This is a genomic window from Pseudomonas putida group bacterium ESBL64, from assembly GCF_045277175.1.
Lineage (GTDB): Bacteria > Pseudomonadota > Gammaproteobacteria > Pseudomonadales > Pseudomonadaceae > Aquipseudomonas > Aquipseudomonas alloputida.
Genome location: NZ_CP145799.1, coordinates 1 through 14,974 on the forward strand (window position 1 = coordinate 1; position 14,974 = coordinate 14,974).

7 protein-coding genes, 2 tRNA genes and 3 rRNA genes are annotated in these 14,974 nt (G+C 58.1%); 9 read left to right on the top strand and 3 right to left on the bottom strand.

Features of this window, described 5'->3' with window-relative positions; all coding sequences use genetic code 11:
• Positions 1–277: 277 nt before the first annotated feature.
• From V6093_RS00005 to V6093_RS00030, 6 genes are all read left to right on the top strand, one after another.
• Positions 278–1,814, top strand: a 16S ribosomal RNA gene (locus tag V6093_RS00005).
• 77 nt (positions 1,815–1,891) lie between these two features.
• A tRNA-Ile gene (locus V6093_RS00010) sits at positions 1,892–1,968 on the top strand.
• Between the two features lie 6 nt (positions 1,969–1,974).
• Positions 1,975–2,050: transfer RNA gene (locus V6093_RS00015), tRNA-Ala, on the top strand.
• Between the two features lie 234 nt (positions 2,051–2,284).
• Positions 2,285–5,177: ribosomal RNA gene (locus tag V6093_RS00020) — 23S ribosomal RNA — on the top strand.
• A 131-nt stretch (positions 5,178–5,308) separates the two neighbouring features.
• Positions 5,309–5,424, top strand: a 5S ribosomal RNA gene (gene rrf, locus V6093_RS00025).
• Together the 16S, 23S and 5S rRNA genes with 2 tRNA genes alongside form the textbook arrangement of a ribosomal RNA operon.
• Before the next feature lie 223 nt (positions 5,425–5,647).
• Entirely contained in the window at positions 5,648–7,456 is a 1,809-nt protein-coding gene (locus V6093_RS00030; protein WP_004576805.1) for an ABC transporter ATP-binding protein/permease, read from the top strand.
• Between the two features lie 223 nt (positions 7,457–7,679).
• Here V6093_RS00030 and V6093_RS00035 read toward each other — a convergent pair whose 3' ends face one another.
• Positions 7,680–8,879 (bottom strand): MFS transporter, encoded by a 1,200-nt coding sequence (locus V6093_RS00035; protein WP_108078904.1) that lies wholly within the window; start codon positions 8,877–8,879, stop codon positions 7,680–7,682.
• A 428-nt stretch (positions 8,880–9,307) separates the two neighbouring features.
• Here V6093_RS00035 and V6093_RS00040 point away from each other — a divergent pair, with 428 nt between their 5' ends.
• Both V6093_RS00040 and V6093_RS00045 read left to right on the top strand, forming a co-directional pair.
• On the top strand, positions 9,308–11,542 hold the full coding sequence (locus V6093_RS00040) for a TonB-dependent siderophore receptor (RefSeq protein ID WP_003250187.1): 2,235 nt from the start codon (positions 9,308–9,310) through the stop codon (positions 11,540–11,542).
• Between the two features lie 126 nt (positions 11,543–11,668).
• The gene (locus tag V6093_RS00045) at positions 11,669–12,208 is read left to right on the top strand and encodes a histidine phosphatase family protein (RefSeq protein ID WP_003250189.1); all 540 of its coding nucleotides are present in this window, start codon (positions 11,669–11,671) and stop codon (positions 12,206–12,208) included.
• Between the two features lie 3 nt (positions 12,209–12,211).
• On the opposite strand, the gene V6093_RS00050 is transcribed toward V6093_RS00045, so the two are convergent.
• Positions 12,212–12,997 (bottom strand): sulfite exporter TauE/SafE family protein, encoded by a 786-nt coding sequence (locus V6093_RS00050; RefSeq protein ID WP_003250191.1) that lies wholly within the window; start codon positions 12,995–12,997, stop codon positions 12,212–12,214.
• 125 nt (positions 12,998–13,122) lie between these two features.
• On the bottom strand, positions 13,123–13,716 hold the full coding sequence (locus tag V6093_RS00055; protein ID WP_047604082.1) for a helix-turn-helix domain-containing protein: 594 nt from the start codon (positions 13,714–13,716) through the stop codon (positions 13,123–13,125).
• 115 nt (positions 13,717–13,831) lie between these two features.
• Here V6093_RS00055 and V6093_RS00060 point away from each other — a divergent pair, with 115 nt between their 5' ends.
• The gene (locus V6093_RS00060; protein ID WP_047604079.1) at positions 13,832–14,968 is read left to right on the top strand and encodes an FAD-binding oxidoreductase; all 1,137 of its coding nucleotides are present in this window, start codon (positions 13,832–13,834) and stop codon (positions 14,966–14,968) included.
• Positions 14,969–14,974: the final 6 nt, after the last annotated feature.

The following is a 14,974-nucleotide window of genomic DNA, read 5'->3' on the forward strand; positions in this document are numbered from 1 at the left end:
CAAGTGTTTGAAGCTAAACGAGTTTCTCGCAAAAAACTTCAAAATAAACGCTTGACAGGCTCTGAGGAAAGCGTAGAATGCGCGCCTCGGTTGAGATGAAAAGCTCTTAACCAAACGCTCTTTAACAAATCGAATCAAGCAATTCGTGTGGGTGCTTGTGAGTACGGACTGATAGTCAAAAAGATTATCAGCATCACAAGTGACCATGCGAGAAATCACATAGTCATTTGAGATTGCTGAGCCAAGTTTAGGGTTTCTTAAAAACCCAAGCAGTATTGAACTGAAGAGTTTGATCATGGCTCAGATTGAACGCTGGCGGCAGGCCTAACACATGCAAGTCGAGCGGATGACGGGAGCTTGCTCCTTGATTCAGCGGCGGACGGGTGAGTAATGCCTAGGAATCTGCCTGGTAGTGGGGGACAACGTTTCGAAAGGAACGCTAATACCGCATACGTCCTACGGGAGAAAGCAGGGGACCTTCGGGCCTTGCGCTATCAGATGAGCCTAGGTCGGATTAGCTAGTTGGTGGGGTAATGGCTCACCAAGGCGACGATCCGTAACTGGTCTGAGAGGATGATCAGTCACACTGGAACTGAGACACGGTCCAGACTCCTACGGGAGGCAGCAGTGGGGAATATTGGACAATGGGCGAAAGCCTGATCCAGCCATGCCGCGTGTGTGAAGAAGGTCTTCGGATTGTAAAGCACTTTAAGTTGGGAGGAAGGGCAGTAAGCTAATACCTTGCTGTTTTGACGTTACCGACAGAATAAGCACCGGCTAACTCTGTGCCAGCAGCCGCGGTAATACAGAGGGTGCAAGCGTTAATCGGAATTACTGGGCGTAAAGCGCGCGTAGGTGGTTTGTTAAGTTGGATGTGAAAGCCCCGGGCTCAACCTGGGAACTGCATCCAAAACTGGCAAGCTAGAGTACGGTAGAGGGTGGTGGAATTTCCTGTGTAGCGGTGAAATGCGTAGATATAGGAAGGAACACCAGTGGCGAAGGCGACCACCTGGACTGATACTGACACTGAGGTGCGAAAGCGTGGGGAGCAAACAGGATTAGATACCCTGGTAGTCCACGCCGTAAACGATGTCAACTAGCCGTTGGAATCCTTGAGATTTTAGTGGCGCAGCTAACGCATTAAGTTGACCGCCTGGGGAGTACGGCCGCAAGGTTAAAACTCAAATGAATTGACGGGGGCCCGCACAAGCGGTGGAGCATGTGGTTTAATTCGAAGCAACGCGAAGAACCTTACCAGGCCTTGACATGCAGAGAACTTTCCAGAGATGGATTGGTGCCTTCGGGAACTCTGACACAGGTGCTGCATGGCTGTCGTCAGCTCGTGTCGTGAGATGTTGGGTTAAGTCCCGTAACGAGCGCAACCCTTGTCCTTAGTTACCAGCACGTTATGGTGGGCACTCTAAGGAGACTGCCGGTGACAAACCGGAGGAAGGTGGGGATGACGTCAAGTCATCATGGCCCTTACGGCCTGGGCTACACACGTGCTACAATGGTCGGTACAGAGGGTTGCCAAGCCGCGAGGTGGAGCTAATCTCACAAAACCGATCGTAGTCCGGATCGCAGTCTGCAACTCGACTGCGTGAAGTCGGAATCGCTAGTAATCGCGAATCAGAATGTCGCGGTGAATACGTTCCCGGGCCTTGTACACACCGCCCGTCACACCATGGGAGTGGGTTGCACCAGAAGTAGCTAGTCTAACCTTCGGGAGGACGGTTACCACGGTGTGATTCATGACTGGGGTGAAGTCGTAACAAGGTAGCCGTAGGGGAACCTGCGGCTGGATCACCTCCTTAATCGACGACATCAGCCTGCTGATGAGCTCCCACACGAATTGCTTGATTCATTGTCGAAGACGATCAAGACCCTATATAGGTCTGTAGCTCAGTTGGTTAGAGCGCACCCCTGATAAGGGTGAGGTCGGCAGTTCAAATCTGCCCAGACCTACCAATATGCGGGGCCATAGCTCAGCTGGGAGAGCGCCTGCCTTGCACGCAGGAGGTCAGCGGTTCGATCCCGCTTGGCTCCACCACTTGCTGTACCTTGATCAAACTCAGAAATGAGCATTCGCGTCGAATGTTGATTTCTGGCTTTTGTCAGATCGTTCTTTAAAAATTCGGATATGTGATAGATATAGACTGAACACCAGTTTCACTGCTGGTGGATCAGGCTAAGGTAAAATTTGTGAGTTCTGCTCGAAAGAGCAACGTACGAATTTTCGGCGAATGTCGTCTTCACAGTATAACCAGATTGCTTGGGGTTATATGGTCAAGTGAAGAAGCGCATACGGTGGATGCCTTGGCAGTCAGAGGCGATGAAAGACGTGGTAGCCTGCGATAAGCTTTGGGGAGTCGGCAAACAGACTGTGATCCAGAGATCTCTGAATGGGGGAACCCAGCCAGCATAAGCTGGTTATCTTGTACTGAATACATAGGTGCAAGAGGCGAACCAGGGGAACTGAAACATCTAAGTACCCTGAGGAAAAGAAATCAACCGAGATTCCCTTAGTAGTGGCGAGCGAACGGGGACCAGCCCTTAAGTTGATTTGAGATTAGTGGAACGCTCTGGAAAGTGCGGCCATAGTGGGTGATAGCCCCGTACACGAAAATCTCTTGTCAATGAAATCGAGTAGGACGGAGCACGAGAAACTTTGTCTGAATATGGGGGGACCATCCTCCAAGGCTAAATACTACTGACTGACCGATAGTGAACCAGTACCGTGAGGGAAAGGCGAAAAGAACCCCGGAGAGGGGAGTGAAATAGAACCTGAAACCGTATGCGTACAAGCAGTGGGAGCCTACTTTGTTAGGTGACTGCGTACCTTTTGTATAATGGGTCAGCGACTTATATTCAGTGGCGAGCTTAACCGAATAGGGGAGGCGTAGCGAAAGCGAGTCTTAATAGGGCGTTTAGTCGCTGGGTATAGACCCGAAACCGGGCGATCTATCCATGGGCAGGTTGAAGGTTAGGTAACACTGACTGGAGGACCGAACCGACTACCGTTGAAAAGTTAGCGGATGACCTGTGGATCGGAGTGAAAGGCTAATCAAGCTCGGAGATAGCTGGTTCTCCTCGAAAGCTATTTAGGTAGCGCCTCATGTATCACTGTAGGGGGTAGAGCACTGTTTCGGCTAGGGGGTCATCCCGACTTACCAAACCGATGCAAACTCCGAATACCTACAAGTGCCGAGCATGGGAGACACACGGCGGGTGCTAACGTCCGTCGTGAAAAGGGAAACAACCCAGACCGTCAGCTAAGGTCCCAAAGTCATGGTTAAGTGGGAAACGATGTGGGAAGGCTTAGACAGCTAGGAGGTTGGCTTAGAAGCAGCCACCCTTTAAAGAAAGCGTAATAGCTCACTAGTCGAGTCGGCCTGCGCGGAAGATGTAACGGGGCTCAAACCATGCACCGAAGCTACGGGTATCATCTTACGATGATGCGGTAGAGGAGCGTTCTGTAAGCCTGTGAAGGTGAGTTGAGAAGCTTGCTGGAGGTATCAGAAGTGCGAATGCTGACATGAGTAACGACAATGCGAGTGAAAAACTCGCACGCCGAAAGACCAAGGTTTCCTGCGCAACGTTAATCGACGCAGGGTTAGTCGGTCCCTAAGGCGAGGCTGAAAAGCGTAGTCGATGGAAAACAGGTTAATATTCCTGTACTTCCAGTTATTGCGATGGAGGGACGGAGAAGGTTAGGCCAGCCTGGCGTTGGTTGTCCAGGTTTAAGGTGGTAGGCTGAAATCTTAGGCAAATCCGGGATTTCAAGGCCGAGAGCTGATGACGAGTTGCCTTTAGGCGACGAAGTGGTTGATACCATGCTTCCAAGAAAAGCTCCTAAGCTTCAGATAACTGGGAACCGTACCCCAAACCGACACAGGTGGTTAGGTAGAGAATACCAAGGCGCTTGAGAGAACTCGGGTGAAGGAACTAGGCAAAATGGCACCGTAACTTCGGGAGAAGGTGCGCCGGCGAGGGTGAAGGACTTGCTCCGTAAGCCCATGCCGGTCGAAGATACCAGGCCGCTGCGACTGTTTATTAAAAACACAGCACTCTGCAAACACGAAAGTGGACGTATAGGGTGTGACGCCTGCCCGGTGCCGGAAGGTTAATTGATGGGGTTAGCGCAAGCGAAGCTCTTGATCGAAGCCCCGGTAAACGGCGGCCGTAACTATAACGGTCCTAAGGTAGCGAAATTCCTTGTCGGGTAAGTTCCGACCTGCACGAATGGCGTAACGATGGCGGCGCTGTCTCCACCCGAGACTCAGTGAAATTGAAATCGCTGTGAAGATGCAGTGTATCCGCGGCTAGACGGAAAGACCCCGTGAACCTTTACTATAGCTTTGCACTGGACTTTGAATTTGCTTGTGTAGGATAGGTGGGAGGCTTTGAAGTGGGGACGCCAGTTCTCATGGAGCCATCCTTGAAATACCACCCTGGCAACTTTGAGGTTCTAACTCAGGTCCGTTATCCGGATCGAGGACAGTGTATGGTGGGTAGTTTGACTGGGGCGGTCTCCTCCCAAAGAGTAACGGAGGAGTACGAAGGTGCGCTCAGACCGGTCGGAAATCGGTCGTAGAGTATAAAGGCAAAAGCGCGCTTGACTGCGAGACAAACACGTCGAGCAGGTACGAAAGTAGGTCTTAGTGATCCGGTGGTTCTGTATGGAAGGGCCATCGCTCAACGGATAAAAGGTACTCCGGGGATAACAGGCTGATACCGCCCAAGAGTTCATATCGACGGCGGTGTTTGGCACCTCGATGTCGGCTCATCACATCCTGGGGCTGAAGCCGGTCCCAAGGGTATGGCTGTTCGCCATTTAAAGTGGTACGCGAGCTGGGTTTAGAACGTCGTGAGACAGTTCGGTCCCTATCTGCCGTGGACGTTTGAGATTTGAGAGGGGCTGCTCCTAGTACGAGAGGACCGGAGTGGACGAACCTCTGGTGTTCCGGTTGTCACGCCAGTGGCATTGCCGGGTAGCTATGTTCGGAAGAGATAACCGCTGAAAGCATCTAAGCGGGAAACTTGCCTCAAGATGAGATCTCACTGGGATCTTGAATCCCCTAAAGGGCCGTCGAAGACTACGACGTTGATAGGTTGGGTGTGTAAGCGCTGTGAGGCGTTGAGCTAACCAATACTAATTGCCCGTGAGGCTTGACCATATAACACCCAAGCAATTTGCTGACGCAGATTGCGGTGGTGAAGACGAAAGACCCGAAAATTCGTAAGACCACAAATATCGCATATCCGAATTCGCTGGGCTGTCCATCTGGACATTCTGGCAACAGAATTTCTTGACGACCATAGAGCATTGGAACCACCTGATCCCATCCCGAACTCAGTAGTGAAACGATGCATCGCCGATGGTAGTGTGGGGTTTCCCCATGTGAGAGTAGGTCATCGTCAAGATTCATTTCGCAAAACCCCTATCTGCACATGCAGGTAGGGGTTTTGTCTTTGTGGGCAAAAAAGCCCGGGCTTGCTTGAATCCCTGTGGAGCGGAGATGGCACCGGCGTTGCCGGTGTTCGCGGGTAACCCCGCTCCTACAAATCATGAAATGTGCGTCATTTATACCTGACGAATGACGGCGTAATGCTACGCTCGCGGAAATACTCAGCACGGATACTTACCATGGAAATGAACTGGCATCAGGCCCTGCAAGAGAGCCTAAGCTGGCTGGCAATCGCCTCGTTCATCACCCTTGTCAGCTTCACTGCAGCCGCAACTCTGGCCGTGCGCTGTACACGCTGGGGCAGCCAGTTCTGGCAGCTTGCCGGGCCCTATTTCAGTTTCAGGCGCAGTTGGCGGCCGTTGCTGGTGTTTGCCCTGCTGCTGGTCCTGACGCTGTTTTCGGTTCGCCTAAACGTTCTTTTTTCGTTCTGGTACAACGGCTTCTACAGCGCCTTGCAGGGCCTTGACCAGGCGGCGTTCTGGTACCTACTCGGCGTCTTCGCAGTGCTGGCTACCATCCATGTGTTGCGCTCGCTGTTCACCTTCTATGTCAGCCAGGCATTCAGTATCAAGTGGCGGGTCTGGCTGACCGAGCGCCTGACCCACGACTGGATGCAGGGCGATGCCTATTACCGTGGCCAGTTCCTTGCCGAACCAGTGGACAACCCTGACCAACGTATCGAACTGGACGTTAACGCTTTTGTCACCAACTCGGTCACCCTTGCCCTGGGCGCAGTCAGTGCGCTGGTTTCGCTCGTGGCGTTCACCGGCATCCTCTGGGGGCTGTCGGCACCGTTGACGGTGGCCGGCGTAGAGATTCCTCGGGCGATGGTATTTGCCGTTTACCTGTATGTCATCGTCGCCACCTGGGTCGCCTTCCGCCTTGGGCGCCCGCTGATCCGGCTTAACTTCCTCAACGAGAAACTCACCGCCAACTTCCGTTACGCGTTGATGCGTCTGCGTGAGAACGCCGAGAACATTGCCTTCTACCAAGGTTCGCAAGTCGAGCGGGGCACGTTGCTCGGCCGTTTTGCTGCCTTGATCGTGAATGCCTGGGCATTGGTGTACCGGAACTTGAAGTTCAGTGGCTTCAACTTGGGTGTCAGTCAGGTAGCCGTTGTGTTTCCGTTCATTCTTCAGGCGCCGCGCTTCTTCAGTGGGGCGATCAAGCTGGGCGACGTCATGCAAACTTCCCAGGCCTTTGGGCAGGTGCAGGATTCTTTGTCGTTCTTCCGTGAGTCGTACGATGCGTTCGCGCAGTACCGCGCGACCCTTGACCGTCTCACCGGCTTTCTCGATGCCAACCAGCAGGCAAGTGCGTTGCCGCGCGTCACCACCGAAGACCAGGCGCATGCGCTGCAGATCGCGGGATTGCAGGTGCTGCGCCCGGACGGACATGCCCTTATCGCCGACCTGGACCTGAGCCTGCATGCCGGCCAGGCGTTGTTGATCAAAGGGCCATCGGGCAGTGGTAAAACCACGCTGCTGCGTGCCCTGGCGGGTCTTTGGCCGTATGCCGAAGGCAAGGTCAGGCGGCCAACGGGGCATCAGGCACTGTTCCTGTCGCAACGCCCGTACCTGCCGCTGGGTGACTTGCGTACCGTCATTGCCTACCCGGCAGCCAGTAATACCAAGGATGAGTTGCTCATGCAGCAGGCACTGCGCCAGGTCAACCTGGCCCACCTGGCCGAGCGTCTGGACGTCAGCTGTGACTGGTCACACATCCTCTCGGTGGGCGAGCAGCAGCGTCTGGCGTTCGCCCGGGTACTGTTCAACCGGCCTGAGGTGGTGTTTCTCGACGAGTCCACCTCGGCGATGGATGAGGGGCTCGAGCATGCCCTGTATGCGTTGTTGCGTTCGGAAATGCCGAGTGCATTGCTGGTCAGTGTCGGCCACCGCAGCACGCTGGCAGCGTTCCATACTCACCGGCTTGAGGTGGATGGGCATGGCGGTTGGTCGTTGCTGGAGCAGGAGGCTGCGCTGGCCTAGTTCGGCTTGAGGGGGAGATCGCCATCCAGCATCGCGATCAGCTTGGCCCCTTCACTGCGTGCATTGCCGACATCCTTGGTGACCCGAACCACTCGAACGCCTTCACCGGCAGGCCGTGCTCCCTGGCCAGGCGTTCGACCCCTGCGGCGGGAGCGTTCGGGTTACAGGATGGAACTGTTCAACCTGCGTGCGCTGCAGCCGTGAACCGCCAGGCTAGCCAGGTTCAGCGCAGCAGCGTCAGCCCTGCAAGGGTGGTGACGGCAAACCCTGCACCAACCAGGAAGGTTGCCTGGAACCCCGCACTCTCCCACAGCAATCCGGCTACCACGCTGGCTATCAGCAGTGCCGCACCGGTCAGCAGGTTGAACAGGCCGAAGGCGGTACCGCGCAAGTTGGCGGGGGCGCTGTCGGCAATCATGGCAGAGAAGATGCCTTGGCTGAAGCCCAAGTGCAGGCCCCAGGCCGTTACCCCAAAGGCAAGCCCGGCCCATCCTGGCAAAAGGGCCAGCAGCAGGTCGGCAGTGATCAGCAGGCCTAGCCCGGCGATCAGCACGCCACGGCGCCCCACTCGGTCCGACAACACGCCGGCAGGGTAGGCCGACAGTGAGTAGGCCATCGCCATCAATACCAGTACCGCCGGCGCCCACAGCGGAGTCAGGCCTATGTTCTGAGCCCGCAGCAGCAAGAACGCCTCGCTGAAACGGGCGAGGGTGAACAACGTGGCCAGACCGATCAGGCGCCAATAGACCGGCCCCAGGCGCCGAAGCGCGTGCAGTGCCAACGGTGAGCGTACCGGACGCCCCATAGCTGAGGCTTCAGGTTCGTGAACGAAGGCAACTAGGATATACACCGCCACGAACGCCGGGATAATAGCTACCCAGAACACGGTCTGGAAATGGCTCGCTGTCAGCCACATCAACACGATCGCCAGCAATGGCCCGAGGATAGCGCCCACGGTATCGAGCGCCTGACGCAGGCCGAACGCCGCGCCGCGCAGCTCGACCGGCGTAACATCGGCCACCAGTGCATCACGCGGTGCCCCCCGAATGCCTTTGCCGACACGGTCGACGAAGCGTGCCGCAGTCAGCCACTCAAGTCCGGAGGCCATGGGAAATACCGGCTTCATCAGCGCACTCAGGCCATAGCCGATCACTGTCAGCAGCTTGCGTTTACCCAGTCGGTCGCTGAGGGCGCCAGAGAACACCTTGGTGAACGATGCGGTCGACTCGGCGATTCCTTCGATGAACCCCACCGCGATCACCGAAGCGCCGAGCACACTGACCATGTACAGGGGCAGCAGGGCGTGGATCATCTCCGAGGAAATGTCCATCAACATCGACACGAAGCCCAGCGCCCAGATGCTGCGGGGCATTTTCGGCTGGCTTTTGGCAGTGCTTGCGCAGTTGTTGTCATCGCCACGCATCTGGCCGCTCCGCAGCGTTGTACGTCGAAACTGTAGATGCCTGCACACAGGATGCAAATCGGATAGGTGGATGGCAGCAACAGCCTGCGGACATGACTGAACTGTCCATGAATGCAGGGTGGTCATTCCGTCATAGGGTGCCTTCGCCGGTGTTCGCGGGTAAACCCGCTCTTACAGACCGCGAAGGCTTATCAAATGTTGAGCAAGACCGTTGCTCCCACAGCGAGCCTCGCTGTGCCAAAGATCACGGTTCAGCAAAGTTCAGTTACAAACATGTAAACTTCGTAAATAAGATTTACTCGCATTTGCGACTCTCTATATTTACCACCCCTGTTGGCCGCCGAACTGAGTGCGGGGCCGGTGGGCGAGGGCTCCCGGTTTCCGACAGGGATGTGCCTTTTCGCTCATGAATCGCAGGAGATGTACCCATGCAGTGCAGAACTTCATCCAACAGCCTGGCCCTGGCGTTCGTCGCGCTGGCGTCGCCGTCCATGCTGGCGACTGCGGCAGAGTCCGAGGAGCGGCGTGCGGGTGAGGTAGTGGAAGCGCCCGTCGCCGACAACGCGCTGGTGATCCAGGACACCCTGATCACCGCCGAGCGCGAGGCGCGACAGGCCCTGGGCACGTCGATCATCACGGCCGAGGACATCAAGCGCCACCCACCGGCCAATGACCTGTCCGACATCATCCGCCGCGAGCCCGGGGTTAACCTGACCGGCAACAGTGCCAGTGGCGCACGCGGAAACAACCGGCAGATCGACCTGCGCGGCATGGGCCCGGAGAACACGTTGATCCTCATCGACGGCAAGCCATCCAGCGCGCGCAACGCTGTGCGCTATGGCTGGAACGGTGACCGTGATACTCGGGGTGAAACCAATTGGGTGCCGGCCGAAGCGGTCGAGCGCATCGAGATCCTGCGTGGCCCGGCCGCCGCACGCTACGGCTCCGGCGCCATGGGCGGGGTGGTCAATATCATCACCAAGCGTCCTTCCGACGAGCTGAAAGGGAGCGTCAGCCTGTACACGCAACTGCCCGAAGACAGCGCAGAAGGCGCCAGCCGGCGAGCCAACTTCAACCTCGGTGGCGGCCTGACCGATAACCTGGGTTTGCGCCTGTACGGTGGCCTGGCCAAGACTGACGCCGACGATCTGGACATCAACGCCGGGCATGCCACCAGCGCCCTGGTTGCGGGGCGAGAAGGCGTTCGCAACAAGGACATCAACGGCCTGCTCAGCTGGAAACTGAACGACGAGCACCGCCTCGAAGCCAGTGCCGGCTACAGCCGTCAGGGCAACATTTTTGCCGGCGACACCATGAACAGCAACGGCGGCGGAGACGTCGACTTCGTCTCCAGCCTCTACGGTCACGAAACCAACGTGATGCAGCGCAGTACTTATGACCTGACCCACCTCGGTGATTTCACCTGGGGTACCAGCAAGACCACGCTGGCCTACGAATACGTACGCAACTGGCGCCTTAACGAGGGCTTGGCTGGCCGCACCGAAGGTGCCCCAAGCGACGAAGGTGGGGCTATGTCCCGTTTGCGTAACACACGCCTGAGCAGTGAGGTGAACCTGCCGTTCGCCATGGGCAGCACAGAACATGTGCTTACCTTGGGTGGCGAGTACCTGTACGAAACCCTCAACGACCAAGGTTCGTTGCGCCCGCAAAGCTCCGACCCCACCCACAATGACGGCCTTGTCGGCTTCGATCGCAGCAGCTCGAAGATGACCGCACGCAGCTATGCGCTGTTTGTCGAAGACAACATCATCGTTGGCGACACCACCCTTACGCCGGGCCTGCGTTTCGACCACCACGAAAGCTTCGGTGACAACTTCAGCCCCAGCCTGAACCTGTCGCACAAGCTGACCGAAGCGCTGTCGGTAAAAGGCGGCATCGCCCGTGCCTACAAGGTTCCGAACCTGTACCAGTCCAACCCCAACTACCTGCTGTACAGCCGCGGTAATGGCTGCAGTGTGCAACAGGCCAACAATGGTGGCTGCTACCTGCAGGGCAACGCCGACCTCAAGCCCGAGATCAGCGTCAACAAGGAAATCGGCCTGCTGTACGACCGTGGTACCTGGCGCACCAGTGCCACCTACTTCCGCAACGACTACAAGAACAAGATCATCGGTGATACCGATGTACTTTACACCATGGGTACCGGCAGCCGCGTGACTCAGTGGGACAACGCCGGCAAGGCGCGGGTGGAAGGTGTCGAAGGCAACTTCTTCATCGAGTTGGCCCCGACCCTGGACTGGAACACCAACCTGACCTGGATGCTCGACAACGATGATCGCGAAACGGGCGAGCCGCTGTCGGTGATCCCGGAATACACCGTCAACACCAGCCTCGACTGGCGCGCCACCGAGCAGCTGTCATTCCAGGTAGCGGGTACTTACTTCGGCAAGCAAAAATCGCCGACCTACAACTACCGCACCCAGCAGGACTACGACAAGGCCGCCCAGCAGGACGTCGAGGCCTATGGCCTGGTGGACGTGAGCGCCGGGTACAAGTTCAATGCCAACTACGACGTGCGGGTGGGCGTGAACAACGTCTTCGACAAGCAGATCCTGCGCGGCGGCAACGCCAGCAGCTCGGGGGCAAACACGTATAACCAGCCGGGCAGGGCGGTGTTTGCTGCGCTGAATATCAACTTCTGATCCAAAGGGCCGCCCTGCGGCCCAATCGCAAGTCAACCGGGTCGCGAATGGCCGGCGACATTGTTGCAGCCAAACGTCTCGCAGCGTGCTAAACCATGCACCCCAGCCCGCTGCGAGAAATGCCTGGTGAAAGCCATCCGCCTGACCCTGATTTGCCATGCCCTGACCCAGGCCCAGAAGAACGGGCGCCTGCACCATACGGATGATGGCATCCTGCCGCTAGCCCGACAGGCAGACGCCGACCGATCAGGCGTGCAACTGCTGAGTGCGCCAGAGCGGCGGGCCTGCGAGACGGCGGCGTGGTTAACGGGGGCAGTACAGGTCGAGCCGGGCTTGGCCGATTGCGACCTTGGGCGTTGGCAGGGTTTGTCGTTGAAGCAGCTACAAGCCGAGCAACCGCAGGCGTTGGCAGAATGGCTGCGGGATCCGGCCAGTGCCGTGCATGGTGGCGAGTCGTTCGCTGCGCTATGCCAGCGCCTGGCCGCTTGGCTGGCGGCCTTTGACAGGCCGGGTGACTGGCTGGCCGTGACCCACCCGATGGTCATACGCGCCATGCTGGTACAGGTGCTTGGGTGTCCGATGAGTGCCGGGCAGCGAATTGACGTGCTGCCGCTGTCACGTCTGGAACTGAGCTTTACCGGGCAGTGGCGGTTGCGCCTGGGCTAAGGCTCAGAACGCCAGCTTGTAACCGATCAGCAGCAGCATCGTTGCCAGGCAAGGGCGCAGCACGCGGTCGGAGATTCGCCCGGTGAGGTGGCTACCCAGATAGATGCCTGGCAGCGAGCCCAGCAGCAGGTAGCCCAGCAGCGACCAATCCATGTTGCCCATGCCCGCGTGGCCCAGGCCTGCTACCAAGGTCAGTGGCACGGCGTGGGCAATTTCGGTACCGACCAGGCGACGGGTGACCAGGAACGGGTACAGCAGGAACAGCGCCACTGTACCCAGGGCGCCAGCACCGATGGAGGTGAGGGTGACCATTATTCCAAGCACCACGCCGGTCAGCACCGTGAGGGTGTTCAGGCTACGGTCGCTGAGGTGGTAGTGATCACCGGCATGGCGGCTGGCGAAGGCCTGCAGGCGCGATTTGAACAGGATGGCCAGCGCGGTCAGGATCAGCACCACCGCCAGGCCTTGCTTGATGATGGCGTTGAGCGCCGAGGTGTCGGTGTGCAGGGTGCTGAGGAACCACAGGGTCAGCGCCGCTGCGGGCACGCTGCCCAGGCTGAGCAGGCCGGTGATCTTCCAGTCGATGTTCTTGTTGCGCGCATGCACCCAGACGCCACTGGCCTTGGTGATCGCTGCATACAGCAGGTCGGTACCGACAGCGGTCGCCGGGTGGATACCAAACCACAACAGGATCGGGGTCATCAGCGAGCCGCCACCGACGCCGGTCATACCGACGATGAAGCCCACGACCAGGCCAGCAATGGTGAAACCGAAAGAACCTACATCCATACGCTACTCGACTGCCCAACTTTGCCCGTTATCGGATGCCAGTCAGCATATAGATTTTTTTATAGCCAAATAGACTTGTTCGTTATTAGGTTATAACCGGGTTTGCCTTGGGCGGGCGTGACCGATCAACGATCAGTCATCACCACCATGACATGGGCATCACCACCGTCATCACTTTCCGACAGGTAGATGTGCCCCACCTGGCTGTCGAAATACGCCGTCTCCTGCGGCCCGATGCTGACCGCTTCGCCGGTCTCGAACTCGATGCGCACACGCCCGCTCAGCACCAGCGCGAACTCTTGCCCGGGGTGGCGGATAAAATCGTCGAACTGGCCGCGTTCCCGGGCAATGATGCGGGCATAAGCCGGTGTCATGCGTCGCGCGGGGAAATCTCCGGCAATCGGATAATAGTCGTAGGTGCCGGTCGAATAACCCGCCGCTGCGGGCAGTGAGTCAACCACCACGGTCACCGGCACCGGGGTGCTGACCGTGCCGCTGGCGCGGAACAGCTGGGCAATATCGACATTCAGCGCCCGCGCAGCAGCGGCCAGTTTTTCATAGCTGACCGACACCTGCGCCAGTTCCATCTTCGACAACGTGGACAGCGGTACGCCACTGGCTTCGGACAATTGCTTGAGGGTCATCTGGCGCGCCTTGCGCACCTGGCGCAGGCGCTGGCCCACTACTGCACGGTCAAGCTGGGGTAGAGCTGAAGGCATTCAGGGATCTCGGCATGCGGCGTTGGTCGGGCATCTTACCTTGGACCCTTGCGCATTTCTAAATTCTCATATATTAGAATTCTCATAAATGATAATTGGCCTGGCAGGAGCGTGCATGACCCCGACCTACGACACCCTGATCATCGGTGCTGGCATCGCCGGCGCTTCGCTGGGCTACCGCCTGGCCTGTCAGCAGCGCGTGCTGCTGGTCGAGCGTGAATCGCAGCCTGGCTACCATTCCACCGGGCGTTCGGCGGCCATGTTCATGGAGGCTTACGGCACCCCACAGATCCAGGCACTGACCCGCGCCAGCCGAGCCTTCTACGAAGCGCCACCGCAGGGCTTCTGCGAGCACCCGCTGCTGGAGCCGCGAGGCTGTCTGTATGTGGCCAGCCTGGAGCAACGAGAACTGCTTGAGCAAACTTACGCGCAGAACCTGGCCAATGGCACAGAGGTCAGCCTGCTGGACCGGGACGCGGCCTTGGCACTGATACCCAGCCTGCGTGGCGAAACCCTGGCCGGCGCGGTGCTTGAGCCAGGTGCGATGGACCTTGATGTACATGCCTTGCACCAAGGCTTCTTGCGGGGTTATCGCACTGCCGGCGGTGAACTGCGCTGCAACGCCGAGCTGATCCAGGCCTGCTACCTGGACGGCGTGTGGCAGGTGGAGTTGGCTGATGGCAGCCGTTTGCAGGCCCGATGTCTGGTCAATGCTGCAGGTGCCTGGGCGGACCGTGTGGCCGAGCAGTGCGGGGTGGCGCGCATCGGCTTGCAACCGTGCCGCCGTAGCGCGTTCACCTTCCCCGGCCCGGCAGAACAAAACTTTGCCCGCTGGCCTGCAGTGATTGGCGTCGATGAAAGCTTCTACTTCAAGCCTGATGCCGGCCAACTGTTGGGGTCTCCAGCCAATGCCGACCCGGTTGAGCCACAGGATGCCGCGCCCGAGGAGTTCGACGTGGCCTTGGGTATTTACAACATTGAAGCCATGACCACCTTGGCGATCCGCCGCCCTAGCCACACCTGGGCCGGGCTGCGTTCATTCGTTGCCGACGGCGACCTGGTGATCGGTTTCGATGCGCATGCACCCGCGTTTTTCTGGCTGGCGGCCCAGGGTGGCTATGGCATCCAGTCGGCAGCGGGCGCCTCGCGCCTGGCCGCCGACTTGCTGATGGGCCAGCCCGTGTGTCCCGACCTTGTCAGCCAGGGCGTGGCGCCCGAGCGCCTGTCCCCGGCCCGTTTCCAGCAACCCTGAAAGGAG

Coding starts and splice junctions, on each gene's coding strand:
- V6093_RS00030 (WP_004576805.1), top strand. CDS start 5,648: ATGGAAATGAACTGGCATCAGGCCCTGCAAGAGAGCCTAAGCTGGCTG.
- V6093_RS00035 (WP_108078904.1), bottom strand. CDS start 8,879: ATGCGTGGCGATGACAACAACTGCGCAAGCACTGCCAAAAGCCAGCCG.
- V6093_RS00040 (WP_003250187.1), top strand. CDS start 9,308: ATGCAGTGCAGAACTTCATCCAACAGCCTGGCCCTGGCGTTCGTCGCG.
- V6093_RS00050 (WP_003250191.1), bottom strand. CDS start 12,997: ATGGATGTAGGTTCTTTCGGTTTCACCATTGCTGGCCTGGTCGTGGGC.
- V6093_RS00055 (WP_047604082.1), bottom strand. CDS start 13,716: ATGCCTTCAGCTCTACCCCAGCTTGACCGTGCAGTAGTGGGCCAGCGC.
- V6093_RS00060 (WP_047604079.1), top strand. CDS start 13,832: ATGACCCCGACCTACGACACCCTGATCATCGGTGCTGGCATCGCCGGC.